The sequence below is a fragment of the Brachybacterium sp. GPGPB12 genome (assembly GCF_038396325.1).
Taxonomy (GTDB): Bacteria; Actinomycetota; Actinomycetes; order Actinomycetales; family Dermabacteraceae; genus Brachybacterium; species Brachybacterium conglomeratum.
Map to the genome: position 1 here is coordinate 713,125 of NZ_CP149573.1, position 19,972 is coordinate 733,096.

11 protein-coding genes, 1 tRNA gene and 9 pseudogenes are annotated in these 19,972 nt (G+C 70.9%); 4 read left to right on the forward strand and 17 right to left on the reverse strand.

What is annotated here, in order from left to right; translation table 11 throughout:
* Window positions 1-191 precede the first annotated feature (191 nt).
* Complete coding sequence (rho, locus tag WKH84_RS03940) at window positions 192-1,394, reverse strand: transcription termination factor Rho (protein ID WP_341855678.1); 1,203 nt, start codon at window positions 1,392-1,394, stop codon at window positions 192-194.
* Here rho and WKH84_RS03945 point away from each other — a divergent pair.
* The gene (locus WKH84_RS03945; RefSeq protein WP_341855679.1) at window positions 1,356-1,667 is read left to right on the forward strand and encodes a hypothetical protein; all 312 of its coding nucleotides are present in this window, start codon (window positions 1,356-1,358) and stop codon (window positions 1,665-1,667) included. The genes rho and WKH84_RS03945 overlap by 39 nt on opposite strands.
* 580 nt (window positions 1,668-2,247) lie before the next feature.
* On the opposite strand, the pseudogene WKH84_RS03950 reads toward WKH84_RS03945, so the two are convergent.
* The 5 genes and pseudogenes from WKH84_RS03950 to lysA form a co-directional block, all read right to left on the reverse strand.
* Window positions 2,248-2,454, reverse strand: a pseudogene (locus WKH84_RS03950) (hypothetical protein); the annotation flags it as partial.
* 312 nt (window positions 2,455-2,766) lie between these two features.
* The gene (thrB, locus tag WKH84_RS03955; protein ID WP_341855680.1) at window positions 2,767-3,582 is read right to left on the reverse strand and encodes a homoserine kinase; all 816 of its coding nucleotides are present in this window, start codon (window positions 3,580-3,582) and stop codon (window positions 2,767-2,769) included.
* Window positions 3,579-4,638, reverse strand: a pseudogene (gene thrC / locus WKH84_RS03960) (threonine synthase). Before thrC ends, thrB begins: the two are co-directional and overlap by 4 nt.
* Window positions 4,639-4,642: 4 nt before the next feature.
* A pseudogene (locus tag WKH84_RS03965) lies at window positions 4,643-6,001 on the reverse strand (homoserine dehydrogenase).
* A 152-nt stretch (window positions 6,002-6,153) separates the two neighbouring features.
* Window positions 6,154-7,567 (reverse strand): annotated as a pseudogene (lysA, locus tag WKH84_RS03970) (diaminopimelate decarboxylase).
* A gap of 276 nt (window positions 7,568-7,843) precedes the next feature.
* Between lysA and WKH84_RS03975 the strand changes: the two are divergent.
* Window positions 7,844-9,475 (forward strand): trehalose-6-phosphate synthase, encoded by a 1,632-nt coding sequence (locus WKH84_RS03975; protein ID WP_341855681.1) that lies wholly within the window; start codon window positions 7,844-7,846, stop codon window positions 9,473-9,475.
* Window positions 9,476-9,495: 20 nt separating this feature from the next.
* Window positions 9,496-10,209, forward strand: coding sequence for a trehalose-phosphatase (gene otsB / locus WKH84_RS03980; protein WP_341855682.1), 714 nt, complete (start codon window positions 9,496-9,498; stop codon window positions 10,207-10,209).
* A gap of 181 nt (window positions 10,210-10,390) precedes the next feature.
* On the opposite strand, the pseudogene WKH84_RS03985 reads toward otsB, so the two are convergent.
* The 5 genes and pseudogenes from WKH84_RS03985 to WKH84_RS04005 form a co-directional block, all read right to left on the reverse strand.
* Window positions 10,391-10,549: pseudogene (locus tag WKH84_RS03985) on the reverse strand (IS256 family transposase); the annotation flags it as partial.
* A 642-nt stretch (window positions 10,550-11,191) separates the two neighbouring features.
* Entirely contained in the window at window positions 11,192-11,569 is a 378-nt protein-coding gene (locus WKH84_RS03990) for a hypothetical protein (RefSeq protein WP_341855683.1), read from the reverse strand.
* A gap of 51 nt (window positions 11,570-11,620) precedes the next feature.
* The gene (istB, locus tag WKH84_RS03995; protein WP_341855684.1) at window positions 11,621-12,424 is read right to left on the reverse strand and encodes an IS21-like element helper ATPase IstB; all 804 of its coding nucleotides are present in this window, start codon (window positions 12,422-12,424) and stop codon (window positions 11,621-11,623) included.
* Window positions 12,421-13,242: a hypothetical protein gene (locus WKH84_RS04000; RefSeq protein WP_341855685.1), complete on the reverse strand. Its 822-nt coding sequence runs from the start codon at window positions 13,240-13,242 to the stop codon at window positions 12,421-12,423. Before WKH84_RS04000 ends, istB begins: the two co-directional genes overlap by 4 nt.
* Window positions 13,212-13,727, reverse strand: a complete 516-nt coding sequence (locus tag WKH84_RS04005) for a hypothetical protein (RefSeq protein ID WP_341855686.1) — start codon at window positions 13,725-13,727, stop codon at window positions 13,212-13,214. Before WKH84_RS04005 ends, WKH84_RS04000 begins: the two co-directional genes overlap by 31 nt.
* A 158-nt stretch (window positions 13,728-13,885) precedes the next feature.
* On the opposite strand from WKH84_RS04005, the pseudogene WKH84_RS04010 reads away from it, so the two are divergent.
* Window positions 13,886-14,536 (forward strand): annotated as a pseudogene (locus tag WKH84_RS04010) (hypothetical protein); the annotation flags it as partial.
* 115 nt (window positions 14,537-14,651) lie between these two features.
* Here WKH84_RS04010 and WKH84_RS04015 read toward each other — a convergent pair.
* The 6 genes and pseudogenes from WKH84_RS04015 to WKH84_RS04040 all read right to left on the reverse strand — a co-directional run.
* Window positions 14,652-14,966: pseudogene (locus tag WKH84_RS04015) on the reverse strand (integrase core domain-containing protein); the annotation flags it as partial.
* Window positions 14,967-14,973: 7 nt separating this feature from the next.
* Window positions 14,974-16,324 (reverse strand): annotated as a pseudogene (locus WKH84_RS04020) (IS30 family transposase).
* A 72-nt stretch (window positions 16,325-16,396) separates the two neighbouring features.
* Window positions 16,397-17,434: pseudogene (locus tag WKH84_RS04025) on the reverse strand (IS3 family transposase); the annotation flags it as partial.
* Window positions 17,435-17,542: 108 nt separating this feature from the next.
* Window positions 17,543-17,618, reverse strand: a tRNA-Arg gene (locus tag WKH84_RS04030).
* A 78-nt stretch (window positions 17,619-17,696) separates the two neighbouring features.
* Window positions 17,697-18,755 (reverse strand): tRNA (adenosine(37)-N6)-threonylcarbamoyltransferase complex transferase subunit TsaD, encoded by a 1,059-nt coding sequence (gene tsaD, locus WKH84_RS04035; RefSeq protein WP_341855687.1) that lies wholly within the window; start codon window positions 18,753-18,755, stop codon window positions 17,697-17,699.
* A complete protein-coding gene (locus WKH84_RS04040; RefSeq protein ID WP_341855688.1) occupies window positions 18,752-19,666 on the reverse strand; it encodes a M23 family metallopeptidase in 915 nt (304 codons plus the stop codon). The genes tsaD and WKH84_RS04040 overlap by 4 nt, the downstream gene beginning before the upstream one ends.
* Window positions 19,667-19,972 lie beyond the last annotated feature (306 nt).

Here is a 19,972-nt window from a genome sequence, read left to right on the forward strand (position 1 = left end):
ACGTTCACTTTCCCTTACGGTAGCCGCTCCGACGACCGGTCACAAGCGCTTCCCCGGAGCTCGCCTGGATCGGATGCGCCCGTCCCCGCCGGGACGGCGCGCCCCGGACCCGACTCCCACGCACGGACGGGCCGGGACCGCTGCGCAGGGCAGCGGGTCCCGGCCCGTCCGTCGGCCGTGGCGGCGCGGGATCAGTCGCCGCTGCGCGCCCCCACGCTCGGGGTGTTCTTCTGGACCGTCATGAGGAACTCGGTGTTGGACTGGGTCTTCTTGACCCGCTCCAGCAGCAGCTCGAGCGCCTGCTGCTGCTCGAGGGCGCCGAGGACCCGGCGCGGCTTCCACATGATCGACAGTTCGTCCTTGCCCATCAGCACCTCCTCGCGGCGGGTGCCGGAGGCGTTGACGTCCACCGCCGGGAAGATCCGCTTGTCGGCGAGGTGGCGGGACAGGCGCGACTCCATGTTGCCGGTGCCCTTGAACTCCTCGAAGATCACCTCGTCCATCTTCGAGCCGGTCTCGACCAGCGCCGAGGCGAGGATCGTGAGCGAGCCGCCGTGCTCGATGTTGCGCGCCGCGCCGAAGAAGCGCTTGGGCGGGTACAGCGCCGAGGCGTCCACACCGCCGGAGAGGATCCGACCGGAGGCCGGGGCCGCGAGGTTGTAGGCGCGGGAGAGGCGGGTGAGCGAGTCCAGCAACACCACGACGTCCTTGCCCAGCTCCACCAGGCGCTTCGCGCGCTCGATCGCGAGCTCGGCGACGATGGTGTGGTCCGAGGCGGGGCGGTCGAAGGTCGAGGCGATGACCTCGCCCTTGACCGTGCGCCGCATGTCGGTGACCTCCTCGGGGCGCTCGTCGACGAGCACGACCATGAGGTGGACCTCGGGGTTGTTCGCGGTGATCGCGTTGGCGATCTGTCGCATGATGATCGTCTTGCCGGCCTTCGGGGGCGCGACGATGAGGCCGCGCTGACCCTTGCCGATCGGCGAGACGAGGTCGATGATCCGCGGTGCGACGGAGTTCTGCGCGGTCTCCAGGCGCAGTCGCTCGTCCGGGTACAGCGGGGTGAGCTTGGAGAAGTCCACCCGCTGGCGGGCCCGCTCGACGGGCATGCCGCTGACGGTGTCGACCTGCACGAGCGCGGCGAACTTGCTCTGATTCTGACCGCCCTTGCCGCGGCGGTTGCGGCCGCCGCCGTGGTGCTGGACCTGCTCGACGTCTTGCTCCTCGCCCTCGCGGGGCGCCTTGACCTGGCCGGTCACGGCATCGCCCTTGCGCAGGCCGTACTTGCGGACCTGGTTCATCGTCACGTGGACGTCGCTCGGGCCGGGCAGGTAGCCGGTGGTGCGCACGTAGGCGTGGTTGTCGCGGATGTCGAGGATGCCCGCGATGGTCATCAGCTCGTCGCCCTCGCGGACCTCGCTGTCGTCCTGCGAGCCCTGACCGCCCTGCTGGTTCTGGCCTCCCTGACCACCCTGCTCGCCGCCGCGGCCACGGCGCTTGCGATCGCGCGAGCGACTGCGGCCGCGCGAGCGGCCGCGGCGGTCCTCGTCGTAGCCGTCGCCGCCCTGGCCGTCCTCTGCTCGCCCGACCGGTCGGGAAGCTCGATGTCCTCGAGGCGGCGGCGCGGGGAGCCGCCCTGCTCGTTCTGCCGACCGCGGTTCTGCTGACCGTCACGATTCTGCTGACCGTCGCGGTTCTGCTGACCGTCGCGGCCCCGGCCGTCGCGCGCTGCTGGTCGCCGCGCTGCTGCTGGTCGCGGCCGCCCTGCTGGTCACGGCCCTGCTGCTCACGGCCCTCTTCGCTCACGGTTCTCTCGCTCGCCTCCCTGCTGATCACGGCTCTGCTGGTCGCGTCCGCCCTGGTCCTGCTGGTCGCCGCGGCGGCCGCGGCCGCCCTGCCGCGTGCCCGAGTCCTCGCGCGCGGCGCGCGCTCAGGCAGGTCGATGCCGAGATCGGGCGCAGTCGCCTCCGGGGCGGAGGCCTCGCGGGAAGTCGCGCGCGAGCGGGAGCGGGTGCGGGGACGCTCGGAGGCCGAATCGGACGAGCCGGCGGCCTCGGGAGCGGAGGAGGCGGCCTCGGCGGGCGCCGAGGCGGCGGACGTCGAAGCGGCCGACGTCGCAGCGGTGGGCTCCGCGGTGGGCGCGGGGGCGCTCTGGGCAGGGGCGGAAGAGCCGGTCGAGGCGGGGACCGCTCCCCCACGGAGCGCTTCGATCAGCTCGCCCTTGCGCAGTCGCCGGGCCCCTTTGATGCCGCGCTCGGCGGCCATTGCCTGCGACTCGGGGAGCTTCTTCGCCGCGAGGTCCGCGCCGGAGGTGGTGTCGTTCACCCGGGTTCCTTCCTGTCGAACCGGCCGCGCCGGTTCATGTCTGGTCTGGATGCCGCTCAGGGCCGGGGAACGTGCCCGGGCGGCGCGGCGGCGGGTCCGTGCAGGGGGCTCGTCCGCGGTGCGGGGCATCCGCGACCGACCTGCCGGTGTGCTTCGGGGTGCGTCGAGGGCGGCGAACGGACCCGTGGGGCATATCGACGAGGAGATGCGGGGACCGTGCGCGGCGCCGCTCGGAGAGACAGCTCAGCGAGCACATCGGGGCGCGGAGGTCTGCGCAGAGGATCCCCTGAGGGGACCATGGTGCAGGGATCAGCGTCGTGCGATGTCGCCTGGACGCAGGGTCAACCTACCACAGGGGCCGAGGGTCGCTCACGCGCCGCCACCTCGGCGATCCGCCAGCCCGCGGGGTCGCGGACGAAGCGGCGCACCAGCGGGGCGAGCTCACGTCGGTCGCCCGCCATCACGAGCACGGAGGGGCCGGCGCCCGAGATCACCGCGGGGTGGCCCTCCTGGCGCAAAGACCCGCATCAGCTCGACGCTCTCGGGCATGCCGGGGGCGCGTCGCTCCTGGTGGAGCCGGTCCTCGGTCGCCTCCATCAGCGGCTCCGGCGACCCGGCCAGGGCGTGGACCAGCGGCGCGGCCCGCGAGGCGTTGAACACGGCGTCGGCGTGCGGCACCTCCGCGGGCAGCAGGCCCCGCGCCCGGTGGGTGGACAGCGTCGCGGTGGGCAGCAGCACCACGGGGCGCAAGACGTCCGCGGCGTGGCGCAGCGGCACCGCCCGCGCGAGAGGGCCCTGCATCCAGGAGAGCACCGGCCCGCCCAGCGGCGCGGGCGCGGCGTTGTCGGGATGGCCCTCGAACTCGGTGGCGAGCTGGAGCACCGTCTCGTCGTCGAGCGCCTCCGGCTCCGAGACCATCCCGCGGGCGAGCAGGAGCCCTGCCACGGTCGCCGCGGCGCTCGAGCCCAGCCCGCGGCCGTGCGGGATCCGGTTCACGGCGTGCAGTGCCAGCCCGCTCTGGGGAGCCCCGGCGTGGTCGAGGCCGCGTCGCAGGGCCCGCACCACCAGGTGCTCCTCGCCATGGGGCACGGAGCCCGCACCCTCTCCGTCGACGGTGATCTCGAGACCGCCGGTGGTCGCCCGGACGCTCAGCTCGTCGCACAGGTCCAGCGCCAGGCCCAGGGTGTCGAAGCCCGGGCCGAGGTTCGCGGAGGTCGCGGGGACCTGCACGGCCACCTGCGTGTGCTGGATCCTCACAGCCCGATGGCCTCCGCGGCCGCTGCGATGTCCACCGGCACCACCGTCGGGGTGAGGTCGTGCTGGGTGAGGGCGGTGTCGGTGTCCTTCAGGCCGTTGCCGGTCACGGTGATCGCGATCGTCGCACCGGCGGGCACCTGCCCGCGCTCGGCCTGCTGCAGCGGCCCGGCCACGCCCGCGGCGGAGGCCGGCTCCACGAAGATCCCCACCTCGGCGGCGAGCGGCTTCTGGGCGTCGAGGATCTGCTGGTCGGAGACCGCGTCGATCAGGCCGCCGGAGTCGTCTCGGGCCTCGACGGCCAGGTGCCAGGAGGCGGGGGCGCCGATGCGGATCGCGGTCGCGATCGTCTCGGGGTCGGTGATCGGGTGTCCGGCGACGAAGGGGGCGGCGCCCGCGGCCTGGAAGCCCCACATCGCCGGCAGCCGAGTCGGTGATCCCCTTCTCGCGGTACTCCTTGTAGCCCATCCAGTAGGCGGAGATGTTCCCGGCGTTGCCGACGGGCAGGACGTGGATGTCGGGGGCGCGGCCCAGGGCGTCGGCGACCTCGAAGGCGGCGGTCTTCTGCCCCTGCGGCCGGAAGGGGTTCACGGAGTTCACCAGCTCGATCGGGTGCTCCGCATCGAGCTTGCGGGCGATCTCGAGGCAGTCGTCGAAGTTGCCGTCGACCTGGATCAGCTTCGCGCCGTGCACCACGGCCTGGGCGAGCTTGCCCGCGGCGATCTTGCCTTGCGGGATCAGCACCGCGCAGGTGATGCCGGCCGCGGTCGCGTAGGCCGCGGCGGAGGCGGAGGTGTTGCCGGTCGACGCGCACACCACTGCGGTCGCGCCGTCGCTGACCGCCCGCGACATCGCCGAGACCATGCCGCGGTCCTTGAAGGAGCCGGTCGGGTTCATGCCCTCGACCTTCACGTGCACCTCGGCGCCGACGCGCTCGGAGAGCGCAGGGGCGGGGACCAGCGGGGTGCCGCCCTCCCCGAGGGTCAGCAGGGTGTCACCCTCCTCGAAGGGCAGGTGCTCGCGGTACTCGGCGAGGACGCCGCGCCACTGATGGGCCATGGGGTCAATCTCCTTCGATGCGGAGGACGGAGTCGATGCTGAGCACGGTCGCGGTCGAGGAGAACATGTCCAGCGACGCGGTCATCGCGCTCTCGAGCGCCCGGTGGGTGCTGATCCCGATGTGGGCGAGGGACTGGGAGCCCTCCTCCCGCGAGTGGAGAAGCTCCTGGTGGATCGTCGAGATCGAGATGCCGTAGCCCGAGAGCGTCCCGGCGATCTCCGCGAGCACGCCGGGACGGTCCTGCACGGTCAGCGAGATGTAGAAGGCGCCGCGCGCGGCTCCTCGAGCGGGATCGACTCGAGCTCCGCGTAGCGGGACTCGCGCGGCCCCACTCCCCCGTGCACGCGGGAGCGCGCCGCGGAGACGACGTCGCCGAGGATCGCGGAGGCGGTCGGCGCCCCGCCGGCGCCCTGGCCGTAGAACATCAGGGAGCCGGCCGCCTCGGCCTCGATGAACACCGCGTTGTACGCCTCGGAGACGGAGGCCAGCGGGTGGGAGTCGGGGATCAGCGCCGGGTAGACGCGGGCGGAGATCCGCTCCCCGTTCTCCTCCTCGACCCGCTCGACGATCGACAGCGCCTTGATCGTGCGGCCCATCCGCCCGGCGGCGGCGATGTCCTGCGCGGAGACGGCCGTGATGCCCTCGCAGTGCACGTCGGCCAGGCGCACCCGGGAGTGGAAGGCCAGCGACGCAAGAATCGACGCTTTCGCCGCGGCGTCGTGGCCCTCGACGTCGGCCGTCGGATCGGCCTCGGCGTAGCCGAGCTCCTGCGCGCTCGCGAGCGCGTCGTCGAAGTCGGCGCCGGTGCGGGTCATGGCGTCGAGGATGAAGTTCGTGGTGCCGTTGACGATGCCCATCACGCGCTGGATCTGGTCCCCGGCGAGGGACTCCCGCACCGGACGGACCAGCGGGATGGCACCGGCGACGGCGGCCTCGAAGGAGAGGTCCACGCCGTGCACGTCCGCGGCCTCGTAGAGAGGAGGCGCCGTCCTGGGCGAGAAGCGCCTTGTTCGCGGTGATCACGCTCGCGCCGTGCTCCATCGCCTCCAGCAAGCAGGGCGCGGGCGGGATCGATGCCGCCCATCACCTCGATCACGAGGTCGGCCTCGCGCACCAGGGCGCCGGGGTCGTCGGTGAGCGGCGCGGCGGGCACGTGCGCGCCGCGGTCCCTGGTCCGGTCGCGCACGGCCACCCCGATGACCTCGAGGCGGGCGCCGATGCGATGGGCGAGCTCGTCCCCCTTTGCGCGATCAGGCGCGAGACCTCGGTGCCGACCGTGCCCGCGCCGAGCACGGCCACGCGCAGGGCGGGGGAGGAGGAGCTGTCCGGGCTCGCCGGAGGCCGCGGGACGGTCTGTGACATCTGCGAAGGGTCCTTCCACAGGGGCCGACGGGCGGGAGGGGCGGGCGTGTGCACTGTAGCCGAGGTGGCCGCGCCCGCGTGACCGCGTCTGAACGCGTGCGTCCTGGTCGGGGCGGGACGGCCGGGCCGTGCGGGTCGCGGGAGGGGCGGGCTCAGCCGACGTCGAGGCCGAGCAGGTCCTCCTCCGTCTCACGACGGATCAGGGTGCGGATCTCCCCGTCCTTCACCGCGATCACGGGCGGTCGCGGGACGTGGTTGTAGTTCGAGGCGAGCGAGTAGCAGTACGCGCCCGTGACCGGGACGGAGACCAGGTCGCCGCGTCGCACGTCGGCGGGGAGGTACTCGTCCTTGACCACGATGTCGCCGCTCTCGCAGTGCTTGCCGACCACGCGCACCACCACGGGTCGCTCCTCGGAGATGCGGCCCGAGAGCAGGCAGGAGTAGTCCGCGTCGTACAGGGCGGTGCGGACGTTGTCGCTCATGCCGCCGTCGACGGAGACGTAGACGCGGTGGTGGGGGCCGCCCAGGCGCACGTCCTTGACGGTGCCGACGGTGTAGAGCGTCTGCGTGGAGGGGCCGGCGATCGCGCGGCCGGGCTCGAAGGAGACGTGGGGTACCTCGAGCTCGAGCTCGTGGCACTGCTTCTCCACGATCCCCGCGATCCCGCTGGCGAGGGCCTCCGGGGTCGAGGGCGTGTGCTGGGTGTTGTACATGACGCCGAAGCCGCCGCCCAGGTCGAGCTGGGTGATCGTGTGGTCGAGCTCGTCGCGCACCTGCGCGACCAGGTCCAGCACGCGCCGGGCCGCGACCTCGAAGCCGCCCGTGTCGAAGATCTGGGAGCCGATGTGGGAGTGCAGGCCGACGAGGTCGAGGTGCTCGGCGGCCAGGACCCGGCGCACGGCCTCGAAGGCCGTGCCGCCGGTGAGGGAGAGCCCGAACTTCTGGTCCTCGTGGGCGGTGGCGATGAACTCGTGCGTGTGCGCCTCCACGCCCGTGGTCACCCGCGACATCACGGCGGCGCGCAGACCGAGCTCGGCGGCGACGGCGTCGACCAGGTCGATCTCGTCCAGGGAGTCCACGACGATCCGGCCCACCCCCGCCTCGAGGGCGCGGCGGATCTCGGCGAGGGACTTGTTGTTGCCGTGCGGCCGCGATCCGCTCGCCGGGGAAGCCGGCGCGCAGGGCGACGGCGAGCTCGCCGCCGGTGCACACGTCCAGCCCCAGTCCGTCCTCCTCGACCCAGCGGGCGACAGCGCCGCACAGGAAGGCCTTGCCCGCGTAGTAGACGTCGGCCCCGGCGAGGGGGCGGAAGGCCTCGGCGAAGGCGTCGCGGAAGGCGCGCGCCCGGTGACGGAAGTCGTCCTCGTCGAGCACGAAGGCGGGAGTGCCGACCTCCTCGGCGATCCGGGCGACGCTCACCCCGCCCACCTCGACCGCGCCGTCCTCGGTGCGGCGGGTGGTGCGGGACCACAGGCCGTCGATCAGGGTGTTGACGTCGCTGGGGTAGGGCGACCACGTGGGGGCCGCGTCGTTGCCGTGGAGGGCACCGGCTTCGTGGGCGCGCATGGGGGCTCCTGGTCCTCGCTGGTCTCCGGGGGAAGAGGTCGCGCCGGCGGCGCCCTGGGATCGTACGAGGGACGGGCGCGGCCCGGCGCGGAGGTCCGCTCCGCGAACACCTCGCCAGGGTCCGCCGGCGGTGGCGCCGGCGGCGGGCCACCGCCCGGTCGGCGTCGTCCTCGCAGGTCCGGAGGAGACCGGGCGCAGCGGCGAGTGTCCTGGTGAGAGCGTCGTGCCCCCATACAGCTCTGCCGCGCGTGAGGGATCGCACTTGATAGGCTCACCGTGTCGGCGCGGGAGCCGCCACGGCCCGTCCTCGGACGCCCGACGCATGCGCTCCTCGCCCAGCCCCGAACCCAGCGAAGGAGTCACGGTGTCCACCACGCCCGTCCCCGACCACTCCCCGGCCACGAGCTCGTCGTCGTCGCCAACCGCCTGCCCGTCGATTCCCGCACCCTCCCCGACGGCGCCACCGAATGGGTCACCAGCCCCGGCGGCCTCGTCACCGCGATGGAGTCGGTGATGCGCACCGTCGACTCCGGCGCCTGGGTCGGCTGGGCCGGAGCGCCCGGCGAGGCGCCGGACCCCTTCGAGGCCGACGGGATGAGCCTGTACCCGGTGCGGCTCGAGCAGGAGGACGTCGAGCGCTACTACGAGGGCTACTCCAACGCCACGCTCTGGCCGCTGTACCACGACGTGATCGTCGACCCCGTCTTCCACCGCACCTGGTGGGACTCGTACCTCTCGGCCAATCAGCGCTTCGCCGAGGCGGCCGCACCGGTCGCCGCCCGCGGCGGCACGATCTGGGTGCACGACTACCAGCTGCGGCTCGTCCCCCGGCTGATCCGGGAGAAGCGGCCCGACGTGCGGATCGGGTTCTTCAACCACATCCCCTTCCCCTCCGTGGAGCTGTTCTCCCAGCCGCCCAAGCGCAACTCGATCCTGCGCGGGTCGCTCGGCGCGGACCTGCTCGGCTTCCAGCGCGAGAGCGACACCCTGAACTTCGTCGCCGCGGTGCGGAAGCCGCTGGGCTACCACGTGGAGGGCACCACGATCTCGGTGCCCGGCCTCGGCGCGGCGCCGCGGCGCGAGGTCGAGGCGCGCACCTTCCCGATCTCGATCGACTCCGCCGCCGTCTCCGCGCTCACCGAGGATCCCGAGATCCGGGAGCGGGCCGCGCGCCTGCGGCACGACCTCGGCGATCCCGACAAGATCGTGCTCGGGGTGGACCGCCTGGACTACACCAAGGGCATCCGACACCGTCTGAAGGCCTGGGGCGAGCTCCTGGACGACGGGTCCATCGACCCGCACGACACGGTGATGATCCAGGTCGCCACCCCGTCCCGCGAGAGGGTCGAGGCCTACCGGCGCCTGCGCGACGAGGTCGAGCTCACCGTCGGCCGCATCAACGGCGAGCACGCGCCGCTGGGCCGGCCTGCCGTCTCCTACCAGCACCATTCCTTCGACCGGCGCGAGATGACCGCGATGTACATGGCCGCGGACGTGGTGCTGGTGACCGCGCCGCGTGACGGGATGAACCTCGTCGCCAAGGAGTACGTCGCCTCCCGCCCGGACCTCCACGGCGTGCTCGTGCTCAGCGAGTTCGCGGGCGCGGCCGACGAGCCGCGGGCGGCCGTGCTGGTGAACCCCCATGACATCGACGAGCTGAAGTCCGCGATCCTGCGCGCCCTGGCGATGCCCGAGGAGGAGCAGGAGGAGGCGATGCGCTCCCTGCGCCACCAGGTGATGGAGAACGACGTGCAGTCCTGGGCGCACGACTTCCTCGAGCACCTCGAGCACGCCGGGCGTGAAGCACAGGCCGCGGTGCGCGTCGTGAGGTCGCGCGGCGACGAGCCCAGCGCGCCCGAGGAGATCGACGAGGCGCGCGCGCCTTCGCCGACGTTCCGCGCCTGCTGATCGCCTCGGACTTCGACGGTGTGCTCGCCCCGATCGTCGAGGACCGCGACGCCGTCCAGCCCGATGCCGAGGCGCTCGGCGCGCCGCGGGACCTGGCCGAGATGCCCGGCGTCGCGGTGGCGCTCGTCTCAGGCCGCGCACTGGAGGATCTGGACCGGCACACGCAGATGCCGAGCTCCGTGGTGCTCGTCGGCTCGCACGGCGCCGAGGTCGGTGCACTGCCGCCGTGGATGCAGGCCGAGGTGCTGGACCGCTCCGCGCTGTCCATGACACCGGAGAAGGAGGAGCCGCTCGCGACGATCACGGCGGAGCTGCGACGCATCTCGCGCGCCCATCCCGGCACGGAGGTCGAGACCAAGCCGACCGCCGCGGTCCTCCACACCCGCAACGCCCGGGGCCGAGGCGGCATCAACGCCACGGAGTCCGCGCTCGAGTACGCCACCACCCTGCCGGACGTGACCGTCACCCCCGGCAAGGAGGTCGTGGAGTTCTCGGTGGTGCACACGTCCAAGGGCGTCGCCGTCGACGCGCTCGCCCGGGCCAGCGCCTCCGACGCGTGGCTCTACCTCGGCGACGACGTGACCGACGAGTCCGTCTTCGCCTCGGCCGAGGAGCAGGACGTCACGCTGAAGGTGGGCGGCGGCGACACCGCGGCGGCCCTGCGCATCGCGGACACCACCGCGGCGCGCGAGGTGCTGCAGCGTCTGCGGGAGCCGCGCGGCGAGCAGGGCTGAGCACCCGGGACGACTCGAGCCGCGTCCCCGATCGGGGACGCGGCTCGGAACTCGGTGCCCGCGACAGGATTCGAACCTACGACCTTCTGCGTCGCCGGTAAGTATAGTGGCTAGTGGGAGCTGACATGGGTAAAACCACAGTTCAAAAGCTCATAGCGGCGGCTACTCGCTGACATCAGTCGCTGGGCCGACCGTACTCCGCGCCGGCAACAGCGTCCGCGTCCGCGGAGAGCAGTGCGTTGATCACGTCTTGGAGCAGGTCGCGCATCAGATCCGGGGATGCTTCGGCCAGGGCTTCACCGAGCAGGCCGGAAGGGTCGACAATGCGGGGAGCGGTCATCGTGATGACTCCGTTCGAGGATTCTGTGGAAGGTTGACTCGAAGGATCACACGGTGGCCGCGCACACGTCCGAGACGATCACGGCGGCCACCGCGCTACACCACTATCGGGGACTCAACTGCCCCGAGACTACCCCCTCAACTGCGAAGAGCCCCTTTCACGTGCCCGACTTGCCGTCTTCGGAGCTGGGCCTTGACACCCCTGCACCGGGTACCCCCGCATCAGTACCGCACCTGCCGCTGGGCAGTCGATGCATCACCTGTCCGAACGGAATCGACCGGCCCCACGCTGATCACTGGTCCCACACCGCCGAAGCACTTCAACCGATCCGTCATTGCAGCATCATCGAGAAGCCGTCCTCGACACCGGCAGGTCCCGGGCCCGCTGACTGTGATGTCTTCGCGCTGGCGGCGTCGGCGGGGAGAGGATTTCGCAGTGAGCAAGACCGCTCTTTCCGGGATCGAGGCGACCACCGAATCCGGCCCGCGGTGCTCGCACGAAACCTTGGGGGCTCCATCGAGCCAGTGGCAATCCGGCCCGTGGTTGCCTCATCATGGAGCGATGACTGCTGAGCGTTGCCGATCCACCGCCGATCCTGCCGAACCCCTTTCCGATGCCGAGTCGCTCATCGGCCTGGTGGTCTCACCATCCCTGAGTGCGGTGCTCGGCCCCGAGGTCACCACCTCGGTGCGCAAGATTTTGGTGCAGCGGTATCCGGGAGTGCGCTGGCAACTGAAGATGGCCGAAGACCGGCTGGTCGATCCACCCACCGAGACCTTGGACCTGCTGGAGGCGGCCCGAAACCACGTGCTGGAGGAGAACTGGGATTTGGCCGTGGTGCTCACCGAGATCCCCCTGAAGACCGGCCGACGTCCGGTGCTCGCCCAGCTCAGCCCCGTGCACGGGGTAGGACTGGTCTCCGTCCCAACCCTGGGAGCCGTGCACGTGCGGCAGAAGGCGCAAGAGACCACCGTGCACGTGGTCGGGCGGCTCCTGGGCTACGACGCTGATGGCGCTCATCGATTTTCCCCAGAGTTGCTCGGTGAAGTTCCCCAGGGTCGCGGGGTTAGGTTAGCGGAGGTTGGTGCCGGTGGTGGCGCGGCGGATTTCTTCGGCGGCGGTGGCGTGGTGACGGAGCCTGTAGGAGGCGCCGTCGAGGGTCACCACGACGGAGCGGTGGAGAAGCCGATCGAGCATCGCGGCGGCGACGGTGGTGTCGCCGAGGATCTCTCCCCAGGCCCCCACGGGCCTGTTCGTGGTGATCACGATCGAGGTCTTCAGGTAGCGCTGGTTGATGACTTGGAACAGTGCTGATGCCGCTTCGGCCGGCAGTGGCAGATAGCCGAGCTCGTCGATGATCAGCAGGGTGGGGCCGGCGAAGAACCGCATCATCGTGGACCATTTGCCCTCGATCGCGGCGCGGTGGCGGCGGGCGGCGAGGTCAGCGGCGGAGGTGAAGTAGACCCGATAGCCAGCATTGACCGCGGCGTGGCCGAGGCCGGTGGCGATGTGGGTTTTACCCACGCCGGGCGGGCCGATGAGCAAGACGTTCGTCGCGTTCTCCAGGAACCGGCAGGTCCCGATCTCTGCGAGGAGGTTGGGGTCGATGCCGGAGGCGGCGTCGTGGTCGAAGTTGCTCAGCGTCGCTCCGGTGGGCAGGTTCGCGAACCGGAACCGGCCCGCGAGGCGACGTTTCTCGGTGGCGCTCACCTCGATCGCCAGTAGCTGCTCCAGGGCGTGGGTGAGGGTCCAGTCTTCGGCCTGGGCTTGGTCCAGGATGCCGGGGAGGGCTTCGGCGGCGTCGGCGAGCTTCAGCTCGTCCAGGTGGCCCTTGAGCCGCTGATAGACGGTCGCGGTAGTGGGTGTGGTGGTCATGTCAGGGTGTTCCTGTTCTTCGCGGCCTGCTCATAGGCGGCCAGGTCGATCACGGTGGCGTTCGGGGCCGGCGGCCCGGTCAAGACCTGGGCAGCGGCCAGCGCCGCAGCACCGGGTGGGATGCGTTCCTTACGGCGGTGGGGCCGTCCCGGCGGGGCCGAGGCCAGCGCGATGGTCTCCAGCGCGGTGACGTGCTGATCGGTGCGCTGGGTGATGCCCAGACCGGGCTCGGCCAGGCGGTGACGAGCAACCGCAGCGCCGGAGGTGGTGGTGATCTCGATGTGGTCCTTGCCGAGGTGCTGGTGAACATTGACCGTGGCCATCGCGAGTTCGGGTGGGACGGAGTATCGGTTGCCGCGCCAGTGGATCAGCGCTTGCCGCGAGACAGTCCGGTGTTCGGTCACCACCACCGGGAACGCCATCGGCGGTAGTGGCCGGAGACGCTCTTGAGCACGCATCTGGGCGGCGGTCGTGGTCCCGGTCGGGCTCTCGCGGCGCCTGCCGTCCTGCCGGGCCGCGAACTGTTCGAGGGAGGTCTGGGCCTGCTCGGCCGTGATCTCGTCGGGCAGGGTTCGCCACCAGCGTTGGGCGGCGGTGTGGTTGTTCTTCTCGACCACGCCCTTGCGGTTGCCTGAGCGGGGTCGGCAGGCGACGGCCTGGACTCCGTGGTGCTTCGCGAACGCGGAGAACATCGCGGTCAGGTCCCCGGTGGCGGGGTCCAGCACGGTCCGCATCCGATCGAACCGCCACACCCTGGTCAGCCCTCCGAGGAGGGAAAGCACGGTCGTCATCGCGGCCAGCAGGTGGGGCAGGTCCATCGAGGGCGCGATCGCGGCCCGCCAGACGCCGGAGTGGGCGAGCGAGCCGACCAGCAGGAACGCTCGCTTCGTGGGGTAGGCCCACTGCTCGGGTGCGTCGGGCGCTCGAGCCAGTCGAACTGAGTCTCCTCCCCGGGCGGATGGTCGATCACCGCGTTGGGACGCTTCGTGACGTGGGCGCAGGCCTGGCAAGCCGGCCGCAACGACCGGTCACGGATCTGCCGGGTCAGGGACTGGTAAGAGCCCTCGAACCCCAGCGGCCGCGGCTCGTCCAGCGGCGTCACGGCCCAGAGGTGAGGATCCTCGATCAGCCTGGCGGTGACGTAGTCGGTGAAGGGCCCGAATGCGTCCGGGACGGCGGGTTTGCGGACGCCCGGTTCGCGGTCGCCGCGGAGGTAGGAACGGATGGTCTTGCGGTCGTGGCCGGTGCGTCGGGCGATCTCGCTGATCGTGATTCCCTGCCGGTGCAGAGCGTGGATGTCCACGGCTGCTCCTCTCTGAGAGCATGAGCGTTGGGCCTCCCTGGAAGGCTGGTGAGTGGTCAGAGACCACCAGCATCCAGGGAGGCCCGCCTCATGCGACGGAGCGACCCAGACTGGGGAATTTCGGTGAGCACAACTGGGGAATTTCAGCGAGCGTCATCAACGCCGAAGACCGCAACGCCCAGCGGGATCTTGCTCGAAGAGCCCACCAGCTGTCCACCGATCTCGACGAACGCCCGGACGACAACGTCGTGCAGTTCACGGCCCGAGTGCTGAGCGGCAACGTGCGGTTGCTGCTGGGCATGATCCGCGCCAACCAGCCTTGGGCCTTCGTGGCCCGGCTCTCCCGGGCGATGGTCGTGGCGGCGGCCACCGGCATGCTGACATTGGTGGCCTCGGACCTATGGGTACTGGCCATGGACTACGGGCCGGTGCGCCTGGCCCTGCTGGCGGTGATGGCGATCGGGGCGGTGAGTGCCACCCTGGTCCTGGGAGCCGGCTTGTGGGAGCGCCCACGGCGGCGAGCCCAACGTGAGCAGGTGATCCTGTTCAATTTGGCCACCACCGCGACCGTGGCCATCGGGGTTGTGGTGTTCTACCTCGTCTTATTCATCCTGTCCTGGGCCGGCGCGCTGCTGCTCATCGACGAGCAGGTACTGGCCGATGTCGCCGGTCACCCAGTGAACGCTTTGGACTACGCGAAGATCAGCTGGCTCACCGCCAGCCTGGCCACCGTGGGCGGAGCACTAGGAGCTGGACTGGAGGACGAAGATGTGGTGCGCGCCGCCGCCTACACCCGGTCCAGCACCTGACACAGCCCCAGCACAGAAGAAACTGAATCGGCCCAGGTTTGATGCCGCCGCTGTTTGAGTCCGAGAGGATGGACAGCATGCCGAAGAAGATTGAATCGGCCCAGGTTCTCTGCCGCTACTTTGTGGGTGCGGGCTCTCGGGTGAGGGCCTCGTTGTGCGGCGTCTCGAACTCTATCGGGGTGAGCATCCCGAGGGAGCCGTGGAGGCGGCGGTTATTGTACCAGTCGACCCAGCCGGCGGTCGCGAACTCGACGTCCGCGAGGTTCCGGTAGGGGCCGGCGTGGAAGACGGTGGTGCGGATGCACTCGGTCTTGTAGAGCCCGTTGATCGTCTCCATCAGCGCGTTGTCCAAGGCGTCGCCGACAGTCCCGATCGACGGGGCGATGCCCTCGAGGGCGAGGTGCTCGGTCAGTCGAATGGCGGCGTACTGGGTGGATTCAATCGGTGGATGCAACACCCTCTTGCTCGAGTGACTGTAGTCGCTCGGCGAACACCTCAGCTGGAGACTTCCAGCCGAGGACCTTCCGGGGACGATTGTTGACTGCCAGCGCGACCGCTTCGAGGTCCTGCACAGTCCAGCGTGAGAGATCGGTACCCTTCGGGAAGTACTGACGTAGCGACCCGTTCGTGTTCTCGTTCGTGGGCCTCTGCCACGGCGAGTGGGGATCGGCGAAGAACACCTTCGTGCCCGTCTCCACAGTGAACTGCGCATGCCCAGACAGCTCCTTGCCGCGGTCCCAGGTCAGCGTCTTGCGCAACTGCTGCGGCAGGGTCGTCATCGAGGCAGTCAAAGCAGCGTTCATCGCCACAGCGCCGTAGCCGGCCAGGGCGGGACCGTTCTTGACCCGCGGTGTCTGCCCGTAGCCGTCCAGCCGAGGCAGGTGCACCAGCAACGTGGCTCGGCTCTTGCGCTCAATGACGGTACCGATCGCGGACCGGTTCGTGCCGATGATCAGGTCACCTTCCCAGTGTCCTGGCACGGCGCGGTCAGCGGCTTCGGCGGGGCGTTCACTGAGGACCACATCCTCGGTCACGTGCCCTTGAGGCTTGTTCTTCGACCGGGCTCGGGGCGCCCGCAGAGATCGGCCGGTGCGCAGGCAGGCGACCAGTTCTCGCTTGAGCGCGCCCCGGCCCTCGATGAACAGGGACTGGTAGATCGCCTCGTGACTGATACGCATGGACTCATCCTCGGGGTAGTCGATCTCAAGCCGGTGTGAGATCTGCTCCGGACTCCACGCCGTGACCCACCGCCGGTCGGCCCGGCGTGGCTTCGACCTGCCCTTCCACGCCGGTACGTCCGGCCCGGCCACGATCGACCCATCTGGATGGCACACATCGCCGCTGAGCCGGTCCTGGACGTAGTTCCGTAGTTTCGGGTTCGCGACCAGCTTCGCGGTCTTCGGCCTCCGCGCCATCAGCTCCGCCTTCCACTGCGCGACCGAGGCCCGGTACTCCAGCTTCCCGCCGCGGGTAGCGGCGTTTCGACGCGACTCGCGCGAGATCGTGGCCGGGTCGCGGTTGATCCTGCGCGCGATCTCGCGCACGCCCACCTGCTGAGCGTGCAGGACAGCGATCTCCTCCCGCTCAGGAAACGACAGATAACGTCCGCCAGGCTCGGTGAGTTCGATCGTCCTCATGCCGCCACCTTGTCGGAACCAGCGTGCCCCGACGGTCGCAGACACGCCCACCTTCCCGGCGCGTCCTCCGAGGAGCGTCCCGTCGCTATCTCTTTCCAGAACCTGCGTTCGATGCTTTGCGGCGCGTCTTCGGGGCGCCTGGCGAGATCATCGCCGACCGGCCCGTGAGTTCCTTCAGCCATCCAGCTGGTCGTCCCATCAACACCCTCCTCGACCTGAGGTGTTGCGTCCACCAGTTGAATCCACCCTGAGTCCCAGCGTCGCTGTGATGGATCAGGTTCCCTGGTGAGACGGGGTTTCCTTCCCTCTCGCGTTGCCACAGCGCGATTCGCAGCGGGGTCATGACCAGGTCGACCTGCTTCGAGGTGGAGGCGTGCCAGCCGACGATCCGCTGGGCGAAAACATCCACGACGAACGCGACGTAGACGAACACCGCCCAGGTGCGGACGTAGGTGAAGTCGGTGACCCACACCCGGTTCGGAGCAGGGGCGGTGAAATCACGATTCAGCAGGTCACCGGCTCGCTTCCCGTCCGGGCCAGGGATCGTGGTGCGGACCTTCTTCACCCGCCGGATGCCCTCGAGTCCAAGGGTCCGCATCGCCCGGTCCACCGCCCCGCGGGACGTGCCTGCGAGGCCTTCCTGGCGGCGGAGCGGCGCGACCCACTTCCTACGTCCGTAGCGGCCCTCGGGCGTCATATGGACCTGCTCGGTGGCGGGGTTGATGGTCCAGGCGAGGTCGCGGATCTTGTCCTCGACCAGGGCGTCTGTGACGGTGCGGGCCGCGATACGGACCGGGCTCTTCCAGGCCCGGTAGGTGCGTGCAGCGATCTTCAGGCCCTGCTGGCGCAGGACGCGGAGGATCGGCTCGACTGCATAGCCCTCGGTGCGCATCTCGTCGACGAACGCGCAGATCAACGGTTGCGGGGGGTCGAGCTCCCCCGCGAAGAAAATTGAAGCCCGACGAAGGATCTCATTGTCCTCGCGAAGCCGCTTGTTCTCTGCTTTCAGGCGCTTGACCTCGGCAGACTCCTCGGTCGTGATGCCGGGGCGGGTCCGGTCGTCGACCTCGGCCTGCGCGAGCCAGCGCCGCACGGACTCCCGCGAGACGCCTTCCTGCCGAGCGACCGCGGTGACGGCGGCGGTCAAGGTGGGGTACTCCTGGAGGTGCTCCCTGACGAGCCGCACGCACCTCGCGCGCAGCTGGGGATCGATCTTCTTCGGCATGCTGTCCATCCTCTCGGACTCAAACAGCGGCGGCATCAAACCTGGGCCGATTCACCTATTGCGTACCTCAGTGCGTACCTGTCCGCTCTGTCCAGGCATGAAGAAGGCCCCTGATCGGCGTTTCCGCTGACCAGGGGCCTTATCTGGTGCCCGCGACAGGATTCGAACCTACGACCTTCTGCTCCGGAGGCAGACGCTCTATCCACTGAGCTACGCGGGCGGACTCCAGGAGTCTAGCAACACCTGGGGGCGGTCGAGCACGTCGGCGGCGCGAGCGACCGAGGGTGTGAGAGGGACCTCACCGCAGCGGCGGGAGCTGGGCCCCGTGGAGCACGGCCGAGGGGTCCGCGGCGATGGAGAGGCCGCTGGGCGCGGCGCCGGAGCGCACCAGCAGGTCGCCGACCGCGGCGATCATCGCGCCGTTGTCGGTGCACAGCCGCGGCGGCGGGATGCGCGACTCGACCCCGGCGGCGTCGCAGCGCTCCTGGGCGACGGCCCGCAGGCGCGCGTTCGCGGCGACCCCGCCGACGATGACGAGGGTGCCCAGCCCGCGCTCCTGCACGGCGCGCAGCGACTTGGTGACCAGCACGTCGACGACCGCCTGCTCGAAGGAGGCGGCGATGTCCGCGACGGGCACGGGCTCGCCGGCGCGCTCGAGGGTCTCCACGGTGCGGGCCACGGAGGTCTTGAGTCCGGAGAAGGAGAAGGTGAAGGGCGCATCCCCGGGCCGCAGCATGGCACGCGGGAAGGCGAAGGCGCCGGGATCGCCGCCGACCGCGGCACGGGAGATCGCAGGCCCGCCCGGGTAGCCGAGACCCAGCAGGCGGGAGACCTTGTCGAAGGCCTCCCCTGCGGCGTCGTCGAGGGTGTCGCCGAGGTGCTCGATCGGATCGCGCACGAGGTCGCCGACAGCGAGGATCGAGGTGTGCCCGCCGGAGACGATCAGGACGATGGACTGCTCGGGCAGGGGGCCGTGCTCGAGGGTGTCGGCGGCGGCGTGGCCGGCGAGGTGGTGCACCCCGTACAGAGGCTTGTCCAGCGCCCAGGCGATGGACTTCGCGGCGGCGAGCCCCACGTGGACGGCGGTGGCGAGGCCGGGACCGGAGGTCACCGCGACATGGGTGATGTCGCGGGCCTCGACGCCCGCGTCCTCGAGCGCGATCTGCAGGGTGGGTACGACCGCTTCGAGGTGCGCGCGGGCCGCGATCTCGGGGACGACGCCGCCGAACATCGCGTGCTGGGAGGCGCTCGAGGCGAGGCCCTGGCCCAGCAGGGCCCCGTCCGAGACGATCCCGAAGCCGGTCTCGTCGCAGGAGGACTCCACCCCGAGGACGACGGGCGCGCCGGAGGAGGTCACCGCAGCAGCGACATCGGGTCGGAGTAGTTGCCCGCCTCGTCCATCTTCGCGAAGTGGAGGTGGCGACCGGTGGAGCGGCCGGTCGAGCCGACGTAGCCGATGGTGTCGCCCTGGGCGACGGTCGCGCCGACCGAGGTGTTGAAGCCCTGGAGGTGGTAGTAGCCGGTGACGACCCCGTTGCCGTGGTCGATCTTCACGCGATTGCCGGAGGCGTGGTGGTACTCGACGGCGACGACGGTGCCGGACTTGGCGGCCTTGACCGGGGCGCCGCAGGCGGCGCCGAAGTCGACGCCGTCGTGGCCCTTGTAGTAGCCGAGCACCGGGTGGACGCGGCCGCCGTAGCCGGAGGTGATGGCGCCGGAGGAGGGGCGGATGTAGCCGGAGTCGGCGCCGACGACGGCCTCGCCGTCGGCGGAGTCGGTCCCCCCGGCGGAAGCGGTGCCGTCGGCGCCCTCCGCGCCCGCGGCGGCCTCGGTGACGACGGGCTCGGGCTCGGGCACGGAGACCTCGATGCCGGTGCTCTCGACCTCGTCCTCGGCGGGGTCCTCCGCGGCGGCGGGGGCGGTGCGCTCCTCGGAGCGGCTCGCGGCGTCGCCCTCGGCGTCGCGCTCCTCGACGGCGGCCTCGGTGGTCGCGGCCGCGGCGTCGGTCGCGCCGGGCAGGGCCACGGGGGCGATCGCGGCGGCGGCCTGCGGTGCGGCGGCGGGAGCCTGGGCGATCGGCTCGGCCGGTGCGGCCTCGTCGGTGCCCGCGGCGGCGGCGGCGAGAGGAGCGGCGATGGTGGCGGTGGCGAGGACGCCGAGGACGCCCGCCTTCACGGCGCCCGCGGGCAGGGCGTGGTCGCGGTGCGTTCCTCCGACCGCACGGTGCTTGCGCACCGTGGCGCGTCCATCAGCGCGATGATTCGCCACCTGAGATCCTCTTCCATTTCGACTGCGGGTCTCGTCCGTGCATCGGTTCCGGCACGACAGCTGTCCCGTGCGCGACGCCGGACGGGGAAGTACGCGCCGCTGAACAACGTCGACCAACCTAGGTGCAGGTCAGCGCGTCGGGCGAGCGAGGCGACCGGGTCATTGCCAAGTTTTTGCCATGTAGGCTGAAAGGTGGGGAGATCTTGACGGGAGCGGCTCCCGGGAGGGGTGCGCGTCACTCCTGCGGGCCGTTCCGGGCCTGCGATGCGGACTCGCCCGGGTCCCGCGCGCCCCTCCGGGGAGCGT

Coding starts and splice junctions, on each gene's coding strand:
- istB (WP_341855684.1), bottom strand. CDS start 12,424: ATGACCACCACACCCACTACCGCGACCGTCTATCAGCGGCTCAAGGGC.
- rho (WP_341855678.1), bottom strand. CDS start 1,394: ATGACCATCGCGGGCATCCTCGACATCCGCGACAACCACGCCTACGTG.
- WKH84_RS04000 (WP_341855685.1), bottom strand. CDS start 13,242: ATGGACCTGCCCCACCTGCTGGCCGCGATGACGACCGTGCTTTCCCTC.
- WKH84_RS03990 (WP_341855683.1), bottom strand. CDS start 11,569: ATGAGCGCCATCAGCGTCGTAGCCCAGGAGCCGCCCGACCACGTGCAC.